This is a genomic window from Bacillus cereus group sp. BfR-BA-01524 (assembly GCF_022662595.1).
GTDB lineage: Bacteria > Bacillota > Bacilli > Bacillales > Bacillaceae_G > Bacillus_A > Bacillus_A thuringiensis_S.
The window spans coordinates 1-20,127 of record NZ_JAKUDW010000069.1 but is presented as its reverse complement, the minus strand read 5'-3'; the positions used below and the strand labels follow the sequence as shown (position 1 = coordinate 20,127).

Below are 20,127 nucleotides of genomic sequence, written 5' to 3'. Positions count from 1 at the left end.
TGATTATTGAAGTATTAGGGATAAATCATTAAAGGGGTGATAACAATGACAGAAGTAAAGGGGAAAACAGCCAATGAGTCAAGGGTGTTCAAAACGAGCCGAGTCTTCCCAACAGATTTAAATGATCATAACACGCTATTTGGTGGGAAGATATTAGCGGAGATGGATATGGTTGCTTCTATTTCAGCATCCAGACATTCGAGAAAGGAATGTGTCACAGCATCTATGGACTGGGTCGATTTCTTACATCCTGTTCGTTCTTCAGATTGTGTAAGTTATGAATCTTTCGTAATTTGGACGGGAAGAACTTCGATGGAAGTGTTTGTGAAGGTAGTGGCTGAAGATTTAATTTCAGGTGAGAAGCGTATAGCGGCAACGTCATTCGTTACTTTTGTGGCACTTAGTAAGGAAAATAATCCAGTTCCTGTACCGCGTGTTATCCCTGAAACAGAAGAAGAGAAAGAATTACATCGTATTGCTGTGTTACGTGCAGAACAGCGTCATATACGTAAGGCAGAGAGTAAGAAAGTAGCTACATTGTTAACCTTTTGAGATGAATGTTTAGCCATTTAAGTTACAATAGCAGGCGGAAATGGTTTTAAAATGAAAAGCGGACACCTAAAAATAGGTGTCCGCTTTTATAGTTTTTTCATCCACATATCATATGACAGTAGCTACTTAGCAGAAGCAAGCAGCACCGACGATGATTAAGAGGATAAATAATACGACTAATAGCGCAAATCCATTACCATGTGCGAAGCCCATTGTTATTTCCTCCTTTTATTTTAAGATACAACATACAATATGCAAATGAGCTATTGTTTGATATGGACATATATCATGCAATGACATATTTTCTTGAATGATAATGTAATAAAAAAGGGAAGATATAGAAATAACAGTAAGTGGAGAAAGGAATTTATCCATGAAGCACTTTTTCGCTATAATCCTTTGTTTAATAGGTGTATTCATTTGGATGAACATCGATGTGGAAATGGGGAAGGAAATGGCTAGTGAATATGAATTAGGACAAGTTCGATTAGGTGAATTTCAACTATATACGAACGGTGAAGAGTTATATAGAAAATTATTTGAGGATATAAACGAAGCAGAAAAGTATATATATATCCATTTTTATATTGTAGGAAAAGATGAAATAAGCCAAGAGTTTTTACAGTTATTAGAGAAAAAAGCATCTAGTGGAGTAGAAGTGAAATTGTCAGTCGATCGGATAGGTGGATATAAGCTGAAGAAAAAGGTAATTAGCCGATTAAAGGAAAACGGTGTGAAGTTTACATTTAGTAAAAAACCGAAACTGAAAAATGTTTTCTATTCTTTGCATCAACGAAATCATAGACGTATTGTTACGATAGATGGAAAGGTATCATACGTCGGTGGTTTTAATATCGGGAAGGAGTACCTTGGACAAGATCCGAAGTTTGGGCCATGGCGTGATTATCACGTGCGCATCCATGGTGAGGGTGCAGCGGATATGGAAAGAAAGTTCGCCGAAGATTGGAAAGAAGATACAGGAGAAAAAATGCCTATACATGAAAGTATACCGACATTAGGGAATGTAAAATATCAATATTTATTTTCAAATGGAAAAGGCTTATGGGAAAAGTATGGGGCACTTTTAAAAAAGGCTAAAAAGTCTTTAATTATCGCTACACCATATTTTGTACCAAGTAAAGAAATGGTGAAAGAGTTAAAAGCTGCATTAAATCGTGGTGTTAATGTGAAAATTCTCGTGCCATTTAAAAGTGATGCCATATTGTTAAAACAAGCTGCCTATCCATATTTGAAAGATATGTTACATGCTGGAGCGGAGATTTATCAATATCGAAATGGATTTTTTCATGGGAAAGTAACAATCATTGATGGAGAAATTGTTGATATTGGGACAGCGAATTTTGATAATAGAAGTTTTTATTTAAATTGTGAGTCTAACTGTATCATATATGATAAAACAGTTGTTGATGAAGTATGGAGTCGATTAAAGGTAGACTTTCATAAATCAAAACGATTTTCTGAAGAAGATTTTGAGAAAATTAGTAGATGGGATTGGTTTTTAGCAAGAATAGCGAATGTTTTAGCATCATATTTATAACATATAGACCCTAGAGAAGGGAGGCACTTTCATGGATTGTATGAAAGAATTAATGAGATATAGTTATATGCTAATATACAAGGTTGGAGAGTATGCTGGAAAGGTCAGAGACGAAGAATTAAAAAATCTATTACAGCACCATTTACCATATATGTTACAAGCATATAATGAACAAGTAAATTTTCAAGAAGGAGAGAATGTGCAGCATATAACCTGTGAAACAACGGAGTTTGGTTTGCGTGAAATGGAAAAGGAAACAGTTAGTAAATATACAGGGGATATTCATATTGCAACATGTTATATTGCGCACTTAAAACGATTAGCTCTAAAGTTTGCTCAAGTTGCAGTGGAAGTTGCTAATCCGGAGTTCCGCTCATTTTTGGAAAATTGTTTCCTGAAAATGAACCGTTACGCTTATAGTGTGTGGCAATATGTTATGAAGAAGGAATATAAGATTACACATCTATATGAAAATGAAAATGAAAAGTTTGCATGAGAAACTAAGGCGGAATGGTATGCGCCTTAGTTTTTTTATGTCCATTTAGAGAAAAAAACTAGTTTTATTGTGTATCGATTGGAAATGAAATATATAAATTTAAATTAGGTTTTGTTATCAGAAAATTTACAAAAATTTACCGTATATTTACTGTTTTTCAATCTCTCCTTTAAAAATAGAGAGTAATATGAGGTTGTACATATTCTATCACAGGGAGGAAACGCAAATGAACAAATGGGTTAAATCATTAACTGCTATGGCACTTGCAAGTTCTTTATTAATGGTAGGTTGTAGTAAAGGTGAGGACAAGAAGAAAGAAGACGACACAACAACACAACAAGAGGACAAAAAGGATAAAGAAACAAGCGGAACCGAGAAGTCTACTGATTCTAAAGAGAAGAAATAAAGTAATAATAAAGCTTCCTCTCATATATGAGGAAGCTTTTTTGTTGTAAATTGATTGATAATATTGAAAAATAGAAAGAGAATGAAAGAGGGGGAAAACAAATGAAAGTATGTATATTGGGAGCAACAGGACGAGTAGGTTCAAACATAATTAATTTAGCATTAAAGGATTCAGCTGAAGTGACTGCATTAGCGCGTGATTTAAATAGAATAGAAATACAACATGAAAGGTTACGAGTGATAGAAGGTAATGTACTGAACGAAAATGATATAAAAAAAGCGATAGAAGGAAGCGATATAGTAATTAGTGCACTTGGAACGGATCAAAATGGAACATTAGCGAAGAGTATGCCACAAATTATTAACCAAATGGAAGAAGAAGGGATTCATAAGATCATAACAATAGGAACAGCTGGTATTTTACAAGCAAGAACGGATCTAAATTTATATCGTTTTCAATCAACGGAATCAAAAAGGAAAACGACAACAGCAGCAGAAGATCATTTGGCTGCATATAAGGTACTAAGTAATAGTAATAATTTATGTTGGACAGTTGTTTGTCCGACACATTTAATAGACGGTGAGGCGACAGAGGTATATCGAACTGAAAAAGATATATTGCCAGAAGGTGGATCAAAAATTACAGTGGGTGATACAGCACACTTTGCATGGGATCTATGTAAGAAAAACATATATGAAAATAGTCGAGTAGGTATTGCATATTAAAAAACCATCCCGAAGTCGGGATGGTTAAAAGATGATATAACACAAGAAGATGACAATCATAATGATTTGGAGAATTGCTTTCGCTACTGTACTGCTTAAAAAACCAACTACAGTAGCGACTCCAACTAGAAAGGCATCTTTTGGCGCTTTTTTATGCACTAGTTCTGTTATAAATACTGACAAGAACGGTATGATAATAAGTCCGAATGGTGGGAAGAAGAACGATCCGACAATGATAGAAATCATTCCGACACGTTCGCCCCATTTAGAACTACCGTATTTTTTTAAGAAATATCCATTTGCAATAAAATCAGCAACGAAAATGAAAAGAGTGAAAATGCCTTGAATAATCCAAAAAGAAGTTGTTAATTCTCCTCCATTTATACCGAAATGGTAAATTAAATATCCAGCCCAGACAGCTAGTATGCCAGGGATAATGGGATAAATAAAGGCGAGAAATGAAACAACGAAACAGGCAATGATACAAATTGTTAATAAAACAGTCACTTTATAGCTCCTTTTTAATATCTAGTTTATGTACAGCAACTTTTTTGACTTGATGTCCATCAAGTTCTAATACTTTAAATTGAAAACCAGCATATTCAATGGAATAACCAGCTTCAATATTTAAGTCAACTGCTTGAGAGAGAAGCCATCCTCCAATTGTATCTAAATCACTATCATCAATATGTAGGCCAAACATATCATTTACTTCAGAAATGAGCACCTTTCCATCTAAAACAGTAAGCTTAGGTGTACGCTTTTCAATCATAGGTGATTCATCCGCATCGAATTCATCTTGAATTTCTCCAATGATTTCTTCAAGAATATCTTCCATCGTTAAAAGTCCGGCAGTGCCACCATATTCATCCATAACGATTGCCATCTGAACGCGATTTTTTTGAAGATGGACTAACGTTTTACGAATTGGAACTGTTTCAAATACTGTTAAAACAGGATGTATATAAGATTCAAGTGGTTTATAAATACCTTTCGTTTGATCATGGAATACTTCTTTCGTATTGATCATCCCGATGATATCATCTTTATCTTTTTCAATGATTGGATAGCGTGTATATTTTTCAGTTGCGACGATATCCATATTTTCTTCTAACGTATTTTCAGTAGATAAGCAAATCATTTCGGTACGAGGAACCATAATTTCTTTCGCAACTCGATCATCAAATTCAAAAATGTTATTTACATATTTATATTCGGTTTGGTTTATTTCACCGCTTTTAAAACTTTCACCTAAAATGAGTCGCAATTCCTCTTCAGAATGAGCAAGTTCATTTTCTTTGGCAGGTTCTAATCCGAGTAGTTTTGTGAAAAATATAGCTGCACTATTGAGTAACCAAATAAATGGATACATAATTTTATCAAATAAAATAAGTGGTTTTGCAAATTTGAGTGTGATTGCTTCTGCTTTTTGAATTGCGAAAGACTTTGGAACTAACTCACCTAATACAACGTGGAAAAATGTAATAACACTAAAAGCAATAACAAAAGATAAAGTGTTAGCCATTGTTCCAGTAATATTAATTTTTTCAAAGAGCGGTCGTAGTATATGTTCCACAGTCGGTTCACCAAGCCAACCAAGCCCTAAAGAAGTAATCGTAATTCCGAGCTGACAAGCTGATAAATAAACATCTAAATTAGATAGGACACTTCTTGCAGCTAAAGCTTGTTTATTACCTTCATTTGCAAGTTGGTCAATTCGACTTTTTCGTACTTTTACAACAGCGAATTCTGATGCAACGAAAAAGCCAGAAATAAGAATAAGTACAAAGATGAGAAAAATATTTAATATGTCCAAGTGTGTTCTCCATTCCAAAGTTTGGAATAAAGATGTCACCTCCTGCAATTATGTTATACTTTTATAATAAATCCAAATGAAAAGAATAGTCAAAGGAAAAGGGTAAATATTGGTATGTTTCTGTAATAGTTTTTGAATTTGCTGTTATTTTGTCCGCTATACAAAAGGAATAACCCCCTACTTTTAGATTATAGAGGGTTATTTCAATTAAGGTTTTGGAACACTTCTCGTTAAAGTGTATGACTGTTGCTTGGAGTAGTTTGTGGTCCATAGTGTTTGAAGGAAAGAAAGTATGCTATATGGGATATAGAGTAGTAATAAGCCGATTGTAACAATTATGGGTGAATTTCCGCCAAATTGAACGATAAATTGTAACAGTCCACTTGCATGAAAAACGCATTCCATAAAAACGAATGAAAGAATAATGGAACCTAAAATTGATTTATGATTCGAAGTAAGCGCCAAAAACAATGTATCCACAAGAAAAGAATCATGTTTTATTTCATATTCATTTGTGTTTTTCAAGAAAGGAATCCATTTTTTTACTGCTTGCATAACGATAATCATGGAAGTACTACATACGATGATAAAAGATGAGTAGTAAGGAAGGTTTATAAATTGTGCGACGTATAGAAGTAGTAATAAGACTGAACATTGTAATACTACAGTGCAAAAAGAGTAAGGTATCCAATTCAATACAGTAGTAAACTTTTTAAACGAGTTAGGTACTTTGAAAAATAAATGGCCGATACCCAAACTTATGAAAAATCCGATCGCAAGGGTAAAAGTAAAACGAACAATCGATATAAAATATATTTCCCATATGTAAGGGAATAATGGTGTTGAATGATTAGAAGTATGTATCATTTGATTTGCTGAGAAAAAGATAGATTCATGCATCCAATCAACCTTTGGAATTGATATAGAAGAAAGCTGTGCGAAGTTTTGAAAAATGCTAATAAATCCATTTTGATAAGAGTAATTGTGTGTAATAAAAAGAGCTGGAATAGGACTTATGGCAAAAATAACAATAACACCAATTATAAATTTGCATATATGTGAGCGTAATAAGGACATATAACCACCTACTCTTAGAATATTCAGAAAATTCTTATTCTTATTTTAGCCGTTTTTAGAGCAAGTTACAATATTTTTTTCTTCATGTATTGGCATATGGATAATTTTAAATTGTATTTAGAAATTTATTTTATGTGTGGAATATAAAGCAGAAGCTGGTATGTAAAAGTACAAATACAAAAAGCGTGAACAGTTTTGTATTTTCACGCTTTTTGTATGGGATGAAGAGAATGTAGGAAAATGTCGAAAGGATTAAATAGATTTTTAAAATTGGAAAGTGATACCATAAAGTTAAACAATGTTTAAATCGTTGTTTAACTGATAAATTCTAGAGGGAGAGATAAATTGGTGGGAAATGAAAACGTATCTACAAAAGAAAAGATTTTAAATACAACATTGGAATTAATTAAAAAAGAAGGTTTTGAAAGGGTAACGATAAGAAAAATTGCAGCATTGTCAGATGTAAATATCGCGCTTGTAAATTACCATTTTGGTTCAAAAGAAAAGTTGATTAGTGAGACGATTAGAGTTTTATTAATTAGCTTTCAAGGCACTTTTTCTATTTTGGATAATATTACAGTGCCAGCAAAAGAAAGATTAAAAATATTCTTATTGGATTATGTACTAGTAATTCGGCAATATCCGGAGTTAGTTAGGAAGATTATTGCAATGGGAACTACGGTATTTATATCTCAATACGAATATGGGAATTTTTTGAAGAGGCTAGGTTTCAGTAAAGTGAAGAATATTTTGAGCGAGATAACAAATGAAACGGATCAGGAAATTTTAATGATGATGACGGTGCAAATATTTGGATCCATTTTTCTTCCTACATTAATGATGCCAATTCTCGAATCAGGGGCAGATATAAAAGTACCATCTGTAGAAAAACAGATTGATTTCCTATTTGAACGCTATTTTTATAAAAATTGAGATAGTGGGTGATAGAGGTGGCTAGTTTCTTTAGAAAGCATTGGTGTGATATAGGGTTAGTTGTTGCTATTGTTGTCGTTGTTTGTTTAGTCGCGAATTTGGGAGAAATGAGTGAAATAAAAGTACTGTTAGGGTTAAGTTTTGTGGCCATTTTAGTGCATCAATTTGAAGAGTATCGTTGGCCAGGTTATTTTGCTGGTCTGTTTAATGTAGTTATATTTAAAAGTGATATACCAGATCGCTATCCATTAAATACGCAATCTGCTATGGTAATAAATATTTTGATTGCGTATGTTTTTTATTTACTCCCGGTTTTCTTTCAAAATATAATATGGCTTGGGTTGGCACCTATTTTAATGGGATTTTTTCAATTCATATGGCATGGTATTTTTGCGAATATAAAAGCTAAAACAATATATAATCCGGGATTAGGTGCGGTTGTATTACTACATGTTCCAATTGGTTATGTATATATGAGATATATTCTTTTACACAATCTGGCTACAAATTTGGATTGGTTATTTGGGGGGATCTACTTTCTAATAGCTACCTATTTTTTAATTATAAAAGGAAATATGTTAATGAAAAGTAAGGAGACAAATCATTACTTTTCTAAAAAACAATTAGGTCCGTACAATGATACATTGAAGTGATTCAGAATTCAAAAGGAGGGTTTTGGATGCTGAAGAAAGTGCAAGTGAAGGATTCATGAATAAATTATGACAAGAAAATGAATAATTTTCAGAAAAATAAAATAAATCATTTATTTTTTTCTGAAAATATAATATAGTTATGGCACAGAAAGTATTTTAACATAAGGAGGCTTTTTATGAGGATTAAAGGGAATTACGTGCCGAAAAGGGAAGTTTTACTGTGCTCAAGTTCGATTACGATAGGGGAAGCGTTAGAGCATTTAAATAAAACGGGGTATCGTTGTGTACCAGTTTTAGATGAAAAAAAAGAGAAATTTTTAGGAAATATATATAAAGTAGATATTTTAGAATATAAAGGATCACTTGACGAGAGTGTAATGCAATTATTAAACGATAAAGAAGGGTTTGTGAGAGAAGATTCTTCTTTCTTTAAAGTATTTTTTACAATAAAAAAACTGCCTTATTTATCAGTAGTTGACGAAAAAGGGGTTTTCCTTGGAATTTTAACGCATAAAAAAGTTTTTGAGTTATTAGAGGATGCATGGGGCGTTCACTCTAGTAAATACTCTGTCATGATTGGAACGCAAGACTATAATGGAGCAATCCAAAAGTTATCGACAGTTTTAAAGAAATACACTGGTATTCAAAGTTTGATGACTTTTGATAATGATGCCTTATTAGTTCGTAGAATTATGTTTACATTAGGAGAAGAGTTTAACGACGGTGAATTAGAGACATTATTGAAAGATTTAGAAGATCATGGATTTAGAGTTGTATATGTGGAAGAGATGAAAAATCCACGTGAAGTTGAAACGGTAGAGTAACATACAAAAGCCATCTAATTATCTTGGATGGCTTTTGTTATGTTACGTGTATAAAGTTATTTTAAAATAACGACAGGGTAATAGGTGAGATTATAACAATATTTGTGTAAGAGAATAAAAAATGTAGATAATTTCGATTTTCAAAAAAATCAATTTGAAAATATGTTTTTATTTTGTAACTAAATATGTTACTATATGTGTGATAAAAACAAAGAGGTCTGACGACTATACTCCACGTAATAACACTCTAATGATTTAAAAATTCAAAAAACTCAAAATTCAAAAATAACAATTGTATTAATGATTAGAGTAAAAATAAGGGGAATGGAGAAATTATGGAGAAAGACACTGCTTTGTAAGGGGCATATTTTATCATCTTGAGCAGAGAGGAGGATGCATAGCATATTGTAAAATATAGAGATAAACAATGAAAAAGTGCTATGCAAATGAAGAGCATGAAGGGACGTTTAAGGCCAGGTGATACGGTAGCAATTGGTTTAATGCTATTTGCATTATTTTTAGGAGCAGGAAATTTAATTTTCCCGCCAGTTTTAGGTCAACAAGCAGGAGAGAATGTTTGGATTGCTACAATAGGATTCCTTGTAACGGGAGTCGGATTACCCCTACTAGCTGTAACAGCTGTCGCGTTTGTAGAGGGGGACTTGAAAGCGCTATCTTCTAGAGTCCACCCTATATTTGCGTTTATTTTCCCATTGATTAGTTATTTAGCAATTGGACCATTTTTCGCGATTCCGCGTACTGGAGCTGTTTCGTTTGAAATGGGTATGAAGCCGTTTTTATCAGACGCAATGGTTTCAGAGTGGTACATGCTATTTCTTTTCACGATAGTTTTCTTCGGAATAACGTGGTATTTATCATTAAATCCATCTAAATTAGTGGATTGGTTTGGGAAGTTTCTTACTCCATTATTAGTATTAATTGTTGCTGTTATTGTCGGAAAGGCAATTATTGATCCAATTGGAGAGCCGGCTGCGCCGTTAGCTGCTTACCAAGAGAATGCTTTCTTTGGTGGATTTATTCAAGGGTATTTAACGATGGATGCAATTAGTGCTCTCGTATTTGGAATTGTCGTTGTACAAGTTATTCGCTCTAAAGGGATAAAAGAGAGTAGCCAAATTGCAAAAATAACAGTAGTATCAGGTATTATTGCTGTACTTGGTTTAACGTTAATCTATTTATCACTTGCTTATCTTGGTTCAACAAGTACATCACTTGGTGTCTCAGAAAACGGTGGTCTTATTTTAACGAATGTTGTAAATGAGCTATATGGGACGAGTGGTAAAATTTTATTAGGGCTTGTTATTATACTCGCTTGTTTAACCACTTCTGTTGGGTTAACATCTGCGTGTGCGGGTTTCTTTACAAACTTATTCCCAAAACTTTCGCATAAAACGATTGTAACAATGGTATGTGTATTTAGTTTAATTGTATCTAACCTAGGTTTAACACAATTAATCGCAGTAACATTACCTGTGTTAATGATCATTTATCCCGTTGCAATTGTATTAATTGTACTTTCGTATTTCCATAAGTGGATTGGGAAGCGTAATACAATTTATATTGGAGCTATTTTAGGTGCATTGTTAATTAGTTTCTTTAACGGTTTAGAAAGTGCGAAAATTAAAATTGACGCGATTTCTAATGTACTACAAATGTTACCGTTATATAACGAAGGAATTGGATGGTTAATTCCATCATGTATTGGTGGGATTCTCGGTTTCTTCTTCTATAAATCAAATGAATCAAGTGAATTACAAAAGAAAGGTGCTTAGGCGCCTTTCTTTTTTTGAAGGGGATTTTTGTATTTTGTCTAAGTAATAATTGGGAGGAATGATAAAATGGCTAATTTTGAAGATTTTTTAAACTTGGATTTGCGAATTGGAACTGTAATACATGCAGAGGAATTTAAAGAAGCGAGAGTTCCAGCGATTAAACTAGCAATTGATTTTGGGGAAATTGGAATAAAGCAGTCAAGTGCTCAAATTACGAAAAGGTATAGTCTAGAAGATTTAGTCGGTCAACAAATTGTTGCTGTTGTAAACTTTCCACCGAAGCGTATAGCTGGATTCAAATCAGAAGTGCTTGTGCTTGGCGGCGTTCCTGAAGCTGATGATGTTGTGTTACTTCAGCCTAATATGGAATTGCCAAATGGAACAAAAATTAGCTAGGGTGAAGGTAGGGGCTAATATGGATATCGGACGAGAATATTTACAATGTGCGATTTCGAACTTTAAAGCAACAAAGAAGCAAGGGGAACGGGCACTTTCTCAATTATCATATGAACAAATACAATGGTCTTCTCATGAAGAAACAAATAGTATAGCGATTATTATAAAGCATCTGCACGGTAATATGCGTTCTAGATGGACGGATTTTTTAACGTCTGATGGTGAAAAAACCGATCGTAATCGAGATGGTGAATTTGAGGGATGCTATCATTCAAAAGAAGAAGCCCTTATAGCTTGGCAAGAAGGATGGAAATGTGTTTTTAATACGATGAATACTTTAGCGCCGGAGCACTTATTGAAGACGGTATACATTCGCGGTGAAGCACATACTGTCATGCAATCAATTGAAAGGCAAATTTCTCATTATGCATTGCATATTGGTCAGATTATTTACATTGGGAAGATGTTAAAAGAAAATGAGTGGGAATGTTTAAGTATTCCGAGAGGTCAGTCTGCACGATATGTAGAGAAAAAACGTTCAATATAATAATAAGAAAGAAACCGATAAAAAATGGGAAATAAGAAAATCAGCCAAATAATAGATGGTTCTGTAATCATAAGAATGCTGCCAAAAATAAGTCCATACATAATAAGAAAGAAATTGAAAAGTGTATTCACAGGGATAAATCGTGAGATGAACACTTGCTGTCGTTTAAAACAATCACTGTGAAATAAATAAAAGCGGAAGTACCATGTGGCGGTAATAAGATCTTTCTTTCTCACAATTCTTTTTTTGCATGTATGACAGATAAATGGTGGTTGCATTTCATTACGCTCCATTTTTTATTTTTATAATAATGTGAGACATAAGTAGGTACAACGTGTATGTTCCTATATACGCTCCTGCAATAAGGAAAAGTGGATTCAGTAAAATCCCATGAATGCTCGTCATGAAAACTAAATCTTGTATTAAAACATCGTATATATTAATGGAAATAATTGTACCGAGTACATACAGTGCCAAGTACGCAGAAATATGTAGCACAATAGAGACTTTTGGATGCTTAGCGGACAAATAAAAAATGAATGATAGAGCGATTGGTAATATTCCTATTAATAGCTTCAATTCATTTCACCTCATTAACAATATAGCCGAAATTTTAACGGTCTATTCTCTAGGGCTTGTACATAACTTGAAATAGAGAGGTGATAGTATGAATCGGGGCTTTTTTTTTATGAAGTTTACAAGTATGCGTAAGTTAGTTTTATTTGTTATTACTACAGTGCTAGCGACTTTTTTTCTTATTAGTATGATGGTAACCTCTATGAAAGAGACGAAGTCAACGTATTTATATAATTGGTTAAATGAGTTATCGATGAATGGTTACATGTACGTACTTGGAAAAGAGAATCATTATTTTACACAGGAGTATCGAAATTTGAATCAAGATTTTTCAATTTCTTCTTTTCTCTTTTCTATGGCTACAAATATTCGCTTTAATGATGTACGCAGTTTTGTCGGGAAAGAGCTTCCCGGGTTTGGTAAGTACGATACAGAAATTGTTATTGCGGGTGAGGGGACAAACTATTCTAACTTACCGATAGAATCGAGTGTACCTCTTGAAGAAGTAGTGAAAGAACGGACTAGTGGAACTGGACAAGCACCTAAACAAGATACGAATAAAGAGAAAAAACAGCCGTCCCAAACGACCGGGAAAAGACAAGTTGCGTTTATTTATCATACACATAGCTGGGAATCTTATTTACCTTTACTTAACTTAACGAATGACCCAGATCCGAATAAAGCAACAAGTTCTGTATCGAATATTTCTATATTAGGAGATCGTTTCCGTGAACAACTAGAAGGTGAAGGAATTGGAGCTACTAACGATAAGAGTGATGTTGGTCAAAAGTTAATAAGTAAAGGTTTAAACAGTAATAGTTCGTATAAGATGTCTCGAGAAATTGTGCAGCAAGCTATGGCTGGCAATAAAGATCTTCAATACTTTTTTGATTTGCATCGTGATAGTGCTCGGAAGAATGTCACGACAAAAACAATTGGAGATAAATCATATGCGAAGCTTGCATTTGTAGTAGGGAAAGGCAACAAAAACTATGAAAAAAACTTACAATTAGCAACCGCCTTACATGAGGCGATTAATAAGAAATATCCAGGAGTAAGTCGTGGTGTCATTCAAAAAGGGTTCCAAACAGGAAATGGAATATATAATCAAGATTTATCAGGACAAGCGATATTAATTGAAGCTGGCGGTGTAGATAATACAGAGGAAGAACTAAATCGATCAATTGATGCACTTGCTAAAGCATTTGGTGAATATTTTTGGCAGGCAGAAAAAGTGAATGGATAAAGTGAAACTTGAATTAGCCAGGGTATCTATCGATAATTATTAGCTCACTTCAATCTTGGAAAAGCGTAAGTGTAATACTTACGTTTTTTGTGTTGGTTTGAAATGTGGATAGCAAGATGTCACAAAATGGACATGATTAATAATTATTATAGCAATATCGAAATTTGTCTAATTATAATAGGAGAATTAGAAAGGGATTTTTGAAATGGCAGAGAAAATCTTTTTACAAGGAAAATTTTTATAATATGAAATTGATAGGGTGATTTAGGTGATTAGGGAGATCAAAGTAGAAGATGCAGCATCATTTTTGCAATTAAGTAAGCAATTAGATGAAGAAACGAAGTTTATGTTATATGAACCAGGAGAAAGGAAAACTACAGCTGAGCAACAAGAAAAAATGATCCAGCGATTTATAGAAAATGAATATGCAACAATATTTGTAGCAGTTGAAGATGAGAGGATAGTAGGTTTTATATTAGTGAATGGAAATAACATTCAAAGAAAGAGGCATGTGGCAACCATTGTAATTGGTATTTTGCAAGAGTATAACGGGCGAGGTATTGGGACGAGATTGTTTAAAGAGGTTGAGAAGTGGGCAAAATTACATGATGTATGGCGTTTAGAATTAACAGTAATGGCCCACAATACAAGAGCTCAGGCACTATATAAAAAAGCTGGATTTGAGAAAGAAGGTGTCAAAAAAGCTGCTCTTATTATCGATGGAAAGGGCATCGATGAGTATGAAATGGCCAAATTATTAAAATAAGAGGTCGTTATATGAAAAAAAGATGGGCACTACTTGGTATCGTAGCGGTGATACTTATTGTTGGAGTAGCAGGAATTAATTATAAAATGTATAAGGATAAGCAGGCGCGAGAAGTAAGTGTAAATAACATATTTCCGAAAGCGAAAGAAACGATTGCTAATATGGATGGGGATATTGCGGTAATTAATAATCCAAATTCAATGCTTGTACTTGTGAATAAAAGTAGGCGTTTACCAGATGGGTATAGACCGCCAGATTTAGTTATTCCGAAAGTGCGCTACTCTAGTGAAGGTGATCAAGAAAAGAAAAAGATGAGAAAAGAGGCAGCGAGGGCGCTTGAGGATATGTTTCAGCAGGCTGACAACGAGCGTATTTTCCTTTTTGCAGTTTCTGGATTTAGATCTTTTGATCGACAAAAAGCATTAAATACGATGTATAAAAAACAAGACGGGGAAGCAAAAACAGCAATGTCTAGTGCGGTTCCTGGCACAAGTGAGCATCAAACTGGACTAGCTATGGATATTACGTCTCAATCTGCTAAATTTCAGTTAGAGACGGTTTTTGGGGAGACGAAAGAAGGTCAGTGGCTTTCTGAAAATGCCCATAAATTTGGTTTTGTGATTCGATACACAAAAGCGAAAGAAACGATTACGGGCTATCGGTATGAACCGTGGCACGTAAGGTATGTGGGAAATCCACAAGCTACATATTTGTATGATAATCAACTGACGCTTGAAGAAGTAACAGATTGAACAATTGAGGGGAGAGACGTACAATGACGATGTTATATAAGAAAAAAGTATATGCATATATTACAAGAGAAAAAGAGGGGGTTATGCAATTACTTGTTTTTAAACATCGTGATATACATGAAGCTGGTATTCAAGTGCCAGGGGGAACGGTTGATGAAGGTGAAACGCTAGAAGCTGCTATATTGCGTGAAGTACAGGAAGAATCCGGATTGCGCCATTTATGCATAGAGCGTTTCCTAGCAGATTACATTATACATGTGAAGGAAAAACAGGAATATGAAAAACGTCACTTTTTTCATGTAACTTTACTAACTGATGTAAAAGATACATGGGAGCATATAGTAAGTGCTGGTGAGAAAGATCAAGGTTTAGCGTTTAGCTACGAATGGGTTAATATTGCAAAATGCCCTGAATTAGCAGGGAAACAAGGAGAGTTTTTACACTTATTAGATGAGATATATGTAAAGTAATAAAAGAGTCTGAAGCGAAAGTTCACTCGTTTCAGACTCTTTTTATTTTTCGGGAAATTAAAGGCTTTTTGAATAGATAAATTGAATTTCTTTAAAGGAATATTAGTTTGGAATAGTTGGGGTGAAAAGATGAAAAAGTAAGGGGTATACGCAAAAAAGTTGCTATAAGGGAGAATATAAATGGAGATTCAGTTTAATCCAGTATTAAAAAAAGAATTAACAATTCATGATATACAAACCGAAATGGAATCTGGGCAGTTAACTTCAAAGGAATTAGTGATGTATTATCTTCATAGAATCGCAAAGTATGACCAAGACGGACCGGAAATTAATTCTATTTTAGAAATCAATCCAGATGCTATTTTTATTGCAGAAGCGTTAGATTATGAAAGAAAGACAAAAGGTATAAGGGGTCCATTACATGGTATACCTGTTTTGCTTAAAGACAATATTGAAACGAATGACTCCATGCATACAAGTGCAGGTACGATTGCTCTAGAACAAAATATAAGTAGTGAAGATGCATTTCTCGTTACAAAATTACGAGAAGCCGGAGCAGTAATAATAGGAAAAACAAATATGACAGAATTAGCAAATGCAATGTCTTTTGAAATGTGGGCTGGATATAGTGCAAGAGGTGGTCAAACAATCAATCCATACGGAACAGGTAAGGATGACATGTTTGTTGGTGGCTCAAGCACAGGCTCTGCGATAGCAGTTGCTGCTAACTTTACAGTAGTATCTATTGGGACAGAAACAGACGCTTCTATTTTGAGTCCGGCTGTTCAAAACTCTGTAGTTGGCATTAAACCGACTGTCGGTTTAATTAGTCGTAGAGGAATTATTCCATTCACTTATTCGCAAGATACAGCTGGACCATTTGCTAGAACAGTAACAGATGCCATTATTTTACTAGGGAGCTTAACTGGAGTGGATGAGAAAGATGTAGCAACTCATAAAAGTGATATCAGGATTATACATCTTACCTGGCTGCTAATGGTTTAAATGGAGCGAAAATTGGTGTGTTTAACGATGCACCAAAAGATTATTACGAAAATGGTGAGTACGATGAAAAATTATTTAAAGAAACGATCCAAGTATTACGTAATGAAGGAGCGACAGTAGTAGAAAATATTGATATTCCTTCTTTTCATAGAGAATGGAGTTGGGGAGTTCCGCTTTATGAACTGAAGCATAGTTTAGATAACTATCTTTCTAAATTACGTTCTATTATTCCGGTACATTCTATTTCGGAGTTAATGGAGTTTAATAAAAACATAGCAGAAAGAGCTTTAAAATATGGACAAACTAAGTTAGAGGGAAGAAAAGATTTTCCTAATACGTTACGAAATCCAGAATATTTAAATGCGAGATTAGAGGATATATATTTTTCTCAAGAACAAGGCATTGATTTTGCATTGGAAAAATATAATCTTGATGCGATACTGTTTCCTTCCTATATAGGTTCTACTATATGTGCGAAAGCGGGTTATCCGTCTATAGCAATACCAGCTGGGTATATGGAAAGCGGGAGACCTTTTGGAATTACGATTACAAGTACTGCCTTTAGTGAAGGGATATTAATTAAGCTAGCTTACGCTTTTGAACAGGCGACAAAACATAGAAAAATCCCAAACTTGTCATGAATAGAATAAACAAAAAGGACAGGGAATGCCTGTCCTTTTTGTTTTAGTGATTAAAGTGAAATATCGTTCTGCTCTGTTTTATGATATTTTAATAAACTAAAAGATAAACAAGCGGAACATAAAATAAGAATAGAAGCGATGATATAAATTGTACGAACACCGAACATATCAGTAATAATGCCAACGCTAAGCATAGAAAGACCAGAAGCTGTTGAAAGAAGGGCACCATGTGCTGTATACATTTTTGATAATAAAGAAGGGGCGACACTTGATTGTAAAACTGTCGTTTGAGAAATATCTCTAATTTGATAACATGGTCCCATTAGAACACATAGGAAAAGCGCAATAAATCCGCTGCTCGTCATACCATATAAAAATGTAAGAATGCTAAACATAAGAGAGCCTATCGACATGGTGCGTATTAAATTGTTTTGAATATAGGAACTCATTTTCCATGCCAATAGACCACCGATTAACGTGCCAACATAATAACTTGTATTAATATATCCCCACCATTCCTCGCCTTTATGAAGGATAGTCGTAACATATGCCATCGTAATAGCACCAATCCATATTGTCCCTGCGAAAGTTTCAATTAAGTCCATATATGTAACGGTACGGAGAGAAGGATTTTGAAATAAGAGTTTCCAACCTTCCAATAAAATAGTACTTTTTGAAGAGGGAGGATCTGCTATTCGTTCAGTATGTATGGTACGTAATGAAAAATGTAATGCAATGCATCCGAAAATCATCAAAATGTTATTAATCATGAGTGTAGAAGTAGCGCCAATGAGAAGAACGATAACACTCGTAAATGAATAAGCAACGGTTTGCACAATTTGTGTTGAAAAGGAAAAGATACTATTTACTTTTACTAATTTTTCTTTCGGTGTAAGGCGCGGAAGAATGCCGTATAATAATGGAGCACTCCACCCACTACATAATGAAATGAAAAAAATAAAAGTTAATAGAGCTATAATGTTTGTGGATAAGACCGGGAACAAAATCATTAATAATAGTAAAAAGACTGTTTTTAGCCATTGTAGCGTATATAACAACGTATAAGGTGGAAAACGATTTATCATAAGCGGTGCAGAGATGTTAGCAATTAGATTTGTGATAACTTGTAATAATGGAAAAAGAGCAGTAATAGTAGCTGATTTAGTGGCTATATAAATATGAGTTGTAATAATCATTACATATACGATGTCAGCGAGAGTAATGCATATTTTGCAACCTAAATAGTAGGTTAGTGACAGGTTTTTCAATAAGAATACCACCTCTATAAAAAAAATAGTATTTAGTAATTAGAATAATTGTAATTTAAAAATTAAAATTTTTAAAGAATTTAATTTTTTGTCACTTTTTGAAAGGAATTTTCATGTATAATGAAGAATATATTGATATAGTATTATATTAATAATCCATTGTAACAGTGAATATGTACAATAGCTTGTAGCAAACGCCCAAGTGTAAGAAAGGGCGGATAAACCATTCTTTTCTTCATATACATATAGAAAATGAGAAAGAAAGTGAGGGTTGCATATGGCTGCTTGGGTAATTTGGTTTATAATAGCTGGTATTTTATTTATTGCAGAAATGTTGTCGATTACGTTTTACATGCTTTGGCTTGGAATTGGAGCTGTTGTCGGAGGTCTTATTGCTTTGTTTGCTCCTGATGCACTACTGTTACAAGTTACTGTTGGGGCAATTGTAAGTTTAACTTTGACATTCTTTACGAAAAGAATTTCAAAAAACTTTCGAGAAGCAAAAGGTTTTACTGATACAGTAGATATGCTTGTTGGTAAAAAAGGGATTGTTATGCAAGCGATTACAAATGAAGCGAATGGTATTGTGAAGGTGGATGGAGATACTTGGACAGCTATTGCAGATTCTTCAATTGATGCTGGAGAAAGAGTCGTTGTTATAAAGAGGCATAGTACTATATTACAAGTGAAAAAGGAGAGTGAATAAATATGGTAGCATTAACGTTAACGATTATATTCGCGCTAATTGTAGTTACATTTATCGCATTAACAATTAAAATTATTCCTCAGCAAAAAGTTGGGGTTGTTGAAAGATTTGGTAAGTTTCAACGTATAATGCACCCAGGATTAAATATTTTAATCCCGATTGTGGATCGCGTTCGTGTATATCACGACTTACGTATTCAACAAACGAATGTACCACCGCAAAAGGTAATTACGAAAGATAATGTTCAAGTAGAAATAGATACAATTATTTTCTATCAAATTGTTGAACCAGAACTTGCGACATATGGTATTTCAAACTATGAATATGGTGTGCGTAATATTACTTCAGCAACGATGCGTCAAATCATCGGTAAAATGGAACTGGATGAAACGTTATCTGGTCGTGAAAAAATTTCAACAGAAATCCGCTTAGCGCTTGATGAAGCAACAGAAAAATGGGGCGTACGTATTGAACGTGTCGAAGTTGTTGATATTAACCCGCCAAAAGATGTGCAAGCATCAATGGAAAAACAAATGAAGGCTGAGCGTAATAAACGTGCAATTATTTTAGAAGCTGAAGCAGCAAAACAAGATAAAGTTCTTCGTGCTGAAGGGGAAAAGCAAAGTAAAATCTTGATGGCTGAAGGGGATAAAGAAGCGCGTATTCGCGAAGCCGAAGGTATAAGAGAAGCAAAAGAATTAGAGGCACAAGGGGAAGCGCGAGCAATTGAAGAAATCGCAAAAGCAGAACAAAATCGTATTGGATTGCTTCGTGAAGCGAATTTGGATGAGCGCATACTTGCTTACAAATCATTCGAATCATTAGCTGAAGTTGCAAAAGGACCAGCAAATAAAGTCTTTATTCCGTCTAATGCAATTGAAACACTTGGTACTCTTGGGGCAATTGGAGAAATATTTAAAG

The 20,127-nt window shown here is 34.0% G+C and carries 24 protein-coding genes and 1 pseudogene; 18 read left to right on the top strand and 7 right to left on the bottom strand.

What is annotated here, in order from left to right:
• The first annotated feature begins 45 nt into the window (after nucleotides 1-45).
• On the top strand, nucleotides 46-552 hold the full coding sequence (locus tag MR170_RS21615) for an acyl-CoA thioesterase (protein ID WP_000141164.1): 507 nt from the start codon (nucleotides 46-48) through the stop codon (nucleotides 550-552).
• 126 nt (nucleotides 553-678) lie between these two features.
• On the opposite strand, the gene MR170_RS21610 is transcribed toward MR170_RS21615, so the two are convergent.
• Nucleotides 679-765, bottom strand: a complete 87-nt coding sequence (locus tag MR170_RS21610; protein ID WP_000505094.1) for a YjcZ family sporulation protein — start codon at nucleotides 763-765, stop codon at nucleotides 679-681.
• Nucleotides 766-925: 160 nt separating this feature from the next.
• On the opposite strand from MR170_RS21610, the gene cls reads away from it, so the two are divergent.
• The 4 genes from cls (at nucleotide 926) to MR170_RS21590 (ending at nucleotide 3,737) form a co-directional block, all read left to right on the top strand.
• On the top strand, nucleotides 926-2,110 hold the full coding sequence (gene cls, locus MR170_RS21605) for a cardiolipin synthase (protein ID WP_043935055.1): 1,185 nt from the start codon (nucleotides 926-928) through the stop codon (nucleotides 2,108-2,110).
• A 31-nt stretch (nucleotides 2,111-2,141) separates the two neighbouring features.
• On the top strand, nucleotides 2,142-2,606 hold the full coding sequence (locus MR170_RS21600; protein WP_043935056.1) for a spore coat protein: 465 nt from the start codon (nucleotides 2,142-2,144) through the stop codon (nucleotides 2,604-2,606).
• A 226-nt stretch (nucleotides 2,607-2,832) separates the two neighbouring features.
• Nucleotides 2,833-3,012 carry a hypothetical protein gene (locus MR170_RS21595; RefSeq protein ID WP_001045960.1) on the top strand — a complete coding sequence of 60 codons (180 nt, stop codon included), beginning with the start codon at nucleotides 2,833-2,835 and terminating at the stop codon, nucleotides 3,010-3,012.
• 101 nt (nucleotides 3,013-3,113) lie between these two features.
• Nucleotides 3,114-3,737 carry an NAD(P)-dependent oxidoreductase gene (locus MR170_RS21590; RefSeq protein WP_016081952.1) on the top strand — a complete coding sequence of 208 codons (624 nt, stop codon included), beginning with the start codon at nucleotides 3,114-3,116 and terminating at the stop codon, nucleotides 3,735-3,737.
• Nucleotides 3,738-3,761: 24 nt separating this feature from the next.
• On the opposite strand, the gene MR170_RS21585 is transcribed toward MR170_RS21590, so the two are convergent.
• The 3 genes from MR170_RS21585 to MR170_RS21575 form a co-directional block, all read right to left on the bottom strand.
• Nucleotides 3,762-4,244, bottom strand: a complete 483-nt coding sequence (locus MR170_RS21585) for a DUF456 domain-containing protein (protein WP_016081951.1) — start codon at nucleotides 4,242-4,244, stop codon at nucleotides 3,762-3,764.
• Nucleotide 4,245: 1 nt separating this feature from the next.
• On the bottom strand, nucleotides 4,246-5,553 hold the full coding sequence (locus tag MR170_RS21580; protein WP_016081950.1) for a hemolysin family protein: 1,308 nt from the start codon (nucleotides 5,551-5,553) through the stop codon (nucleotides 4,246-4,248).
• 207 nt (nucleotides 5,554-5,760) lie between these two features.
• On the bottom strand, nucleotides 5,761-6,630 hold the full coding sequence (locus tag MR170_RS21575; RefSeq protein ID WP_000055272.1) for a hypothetical protein: 870 nt from the start codon (nucleotides 6,628-6,630) through the stop codon (nucleotides 5,761-5,763).
• A gap of 345 nt (nucleotides 6,631-6,975) precedes the next feature.
• Here MR170_RS21575 and MR170_RS21570 point away from each other — a divergent pair, with 345 nt between their 5' ends.
• The 6 genes from MR170_RS21570 (at nucleotide 6,976) to MR170_RS21545 (ending at nucleotide 11,776) form a co-directional block, all read left to right on the top strand.
• Nucleotides 6,976-7,563 carry a TetR/AcrR family transcriptional regulator gene (locus MR170_RS21570; RefSeq protein WP_048565055.1) on the top strand — a complete coding sequence of 196 codons (588 nt, stop codon included), beginning with the start codon at nucleotides 6,976-6,978 and terminating at the stop codon, nucleotides 7,561-7,563.
• A gap of 8 nt (nucleotides 7,564-7,571) precedes the next feature.
• Nucleotides 7,572-8,216, top strand: a complete 645-nt coding sequence (locus MR170_RS21565; protein WP_016081948.1) for an HXXEE domain-containing protein — start codon at nucleotides 7,572-7,574, stop codon at nucleotides 8,214-8,216.
• A gap of 176 nt (nucleotides 8,217-8,392) precedes the next feature.
• A complete protein-coding gene (cbpA, locus tag MR170_RS21560; protein WP_242309212.1) occupies nucleotides 8,393-9,040 on the top strand; it encodes a cyclic di-AMP binding protein CbpA in 648 nt (215 codons plus the stop codon).
• Between the two features lie 455 nt (nucleotides 9,041-9,495).
• Complete coding sequence (gene brnQ4, locus MR170_RS21555) at nucleotides 9,496-10,833, top strand: branched-chain amino acid transport system II carrier protein BrnQ4 (RefSeq protein WP_413541760.1); 1,338 nt, start codon at nucleotides 9,496-9,498, stop codon at nucleotides 10,831-10,833.
• Nucleotides 10,834-10,899: 66 nt separating this feature from the next.
• Nucleotides 10,900-11,229 carry a chaperone CsaA gene (csaA, locus tag MR170_RS21550; protein WP_048565053.1) on the top strand — a complete coding sequence of 110 codons (330 nt, stop codon included), beginning with the start codon at nucleotides 10,900-10,902 and terminating at the stop codon, nucleotides 11,227-11,229.
• Nucleotides 11,210-11,776: a DUF1572 domain-containing protein gene (locus tag MR170_RS21545; RefSeq protein WP_016081945.1), complete on the top strand. Its 567-nt coding sequence runs from the start codon at nucleotides 11,210-11,212 to the stop codon at nucleotides 11,774-11,776. Before csaA ends, MR170_RS21545 begins: the two co-directional genes overlap by 20 nt.
• Here MR170_RS21545 and MR170_RS21540 read toward each other — a convergent pair.
• Nucleotides 11,737-12,054: a hypothetical protein gene (locus MR170_RS21540; protein WP_048565052.1), complete on the bottom strand. Its 318-nt coding sequence runs from the start codon at nucleotides 12,052-12,054 to the stop codon at nucleotides 11,737-11,739. The two genes, MR170_RS21545 and MR170_RS21540, sit on opposite strands and share 40 nt — an antisense overlap.
• Nucleotides 12,055-12,058: 4 nt before the next feature.
• Entirely contained in the window at nucleotides 12,059-12,355 is a 297-nt protein-coding gene (locus MR170_RS21535; RefSeq protein WP_043935063.1) for a hypothetical protein, read from the bottom strand.
• An 88-nt stretch (nucleotides 12,356-12,443) separates the two neighbouring features.
• Between MR170_RS21535 and spoIIP the strand changes: the two genes are divergently transcribed.
• From spoIIP to MR170_RS21510, 5 genes and pseudogenes are all read left to right on the top strand, one after another.
• On the top strand, nucleotides 12,444-13,598 hold the full coding sequence (spoIIP, locus tag MR170_RS21530) for a stage II sporulation protein P (RefSeq protein ID WP_016081942.1): 1,155 nt from the start codon (nucleotides 12,444-12,446) through the stop codon (nucleotides 13,596-13,598).
• A gap of 268 nt (nucleotides 13,599-13,866) precedes the next feature.
• The gene (locus MR170_RS21525; protein ID WP_016081941.1) at nucleotides 13,867-14,364 is read left to right on the top strand and encodes a GNAT family N-acetyltransferase; all 498 of its coding nucleotides are present in this window, start codon (nucleotides 13,867-13,869) and stop codon (nucleotides 14,362-14,364) included.
• Between the two features lie 11 nt (nucleotides 14,365-14,375).
• Nucleotides 14,376-15,116, top strand: coding sequence for a M15 family metallopeptidase (locus MR170_RS21520; protein ID WP_016081940.1), 741 nt, complete (start codon nucleotides 14,376-14,378; stop codon nucleotides 15,114-15,116).
• A gap of 23 nt (nucleotides 15,117-15,139) precedes the next feature.
• Nucleotides 15,140-15,586: an NUDIX hydrolase gene (locus tag MR170_RS21515; RefSeq protein ID WP_043935065.1), complete on the top strand. Its 447-nt coding sequence runs from the start codon at nucleotides 15,140-15,142 to the stop codon at nucleotides 15,584-15,586.
• 180 nt (nucleotides 15,587-15,766) lie between these two features.
• A pseudogene (locus tag MR170_RS21510) lies at nucleotides 15,767-17,232 on the top strand (amidase family protein).
• 50 nt (nucleotides 17,233-17,282) lie between these two features.
• On the opposite strand, the gene MR170_RS21505 reads toward MR170_RS21510, so the two are convergent.
• Nucleotides 17,283-18,500 (bottom strand): MFS transporter, encoded by a 1,218-nt coding sequence (locus MR170_RS21505; protein WP_242309210.1) that lies wholly within the window; start codon nucleotides 18,498-18,500, stop codon nucleotides 17,283-17,285.
• A 277-nt stretch (nucleotides 18,501-18,777) separates the two neighbouring features.
• Between MR170_RS21505 and MR170_RS21500 the strand changes: the two genes are divergently transcribed.
• Nucleotides 18,778-19,206, top strand: coding sequence for an NfeD family protein (locus MR170_RS21500; protein ID WP_016081936.1), 429 nt, complete (start codon nucleotides 18,778-18,780; stop codon nucleotides 19,204-19,206).
• Nucleotides 19,207-19,208: 2 nt separating this feature from the next.
• Nucleotides 19,209-20,127 (top strand): SPFH domain-containing protein (locus MR170_RS21495; protein WP_242309208.1); only part of this gene is annotated, 919 nt, incomplete at its 3' end.

Bases quoted from the DNA above. Each gene is read 5' to 3' on its own strand.
- MR170_RS21590 (WP_016081952.1), top strand. From the start codon at position 3,114: ATGAAAGTATGTATATTGGGAGCAACAGGACGAGTAGGTTCAAACATA.
- spoIIP (WP_016081942.1), top strand. From the start codon at position 12,444: ATGAATCGGGGCTTTTTTTTTATGAAGTTTACAAGTATGCGTAAGTTA.
- MR170_RS21610 (WP_000505094.1), bottom strand. From the start codon at position 765: ATGGGCTTCGCACATGGTAATGGATTTGCGCTATTAGTCGTATTATTT.
- MR170_RS21545 (WP_016081945.1), top strand. From the start codon at position 11,210: ATGGAACAAAAATTAGCTAGGGTGAAGGTAGGGGCTAATATGGATATC.
- MR170_RS21615 (WP_000141164.1), top strand. From the start codon at position 46: ATGACAGAAGTAAAGGGGAAAACAGCCAATGAGTCAAGGGTGTTCAAA.
- MR170_RS21540 (WP_048565052.1), bottom strand. From the start codon at position 12,054: ATGCAACCACCATTTATCTGTCATACATGCAAAAAAAGAATTGTGAGA.
- csaA (WP_048565053.1), top strand. From the start codon at position 10,900: ATGGCTAATTTTGAAGATTTTTTAAACTTGGATTTGCGAATTGGAACT.
- MR170_RS21500 (WP_016081936.1), top strand. From the start codon at position 18,778: ATGGCTGCTTGGGTAATTTGGTTTATAATAGCTGGTATTTTATTTATT.
- cbpA (WP_242309212.1), top strand. From the start codon at position 8,393: ATGAGGATTAAAGGGAATTACGTGCCGAAAAGGGAAGTTTTACTGTGC.
- MR170_RS21515 (WP_043935065.1), top strand. From the start codon at position 15,140: ATGACGATGTTATATAAGAAAAAAGTATATGCATATATTACAAGAGAA.
- brnQ4 (WP_413541760.1), top strand. From the start codon at position 9,496: ATGAAGGGACGTTTAAGGCCAGGTGATACGGTAGCAATTGGTTTAATG.
- cls (WP_043935055.1), top strand. From the start codon at position 926: ATGAAGCACTTTTTCGCTATAATCCTTTGTTTAATAGGTGTATTCATT.
- MR170_RS21600 (WP_043935056.1), top strand. From the start codon at position 2,142: ATGGATTGTATGAAAGAATTAATGAGATATAGTTATATGCTAATATAC.
- MR170_RS21595 (WP_001045960.1), top strand. From the start codon at position 2,833: ATGAACAAATGGGTTAAATCATTAACTGCTATGGCACTTGCAAGTTCT.
- MR170_RS21520 (WP_016081940.1), top strand. From the start codon at position 14,376: ATGAAAAAAAGATGGGCACTACTTGGTATCGTAGCGGTGATACTTATT.
- MR170_RS21575 (WP_000055272.1), bottom strand. From the start codon at position 6,630: ATGTCCTTATTACGCTCACATATATGCAAATTTATAATTGGTGTTATT.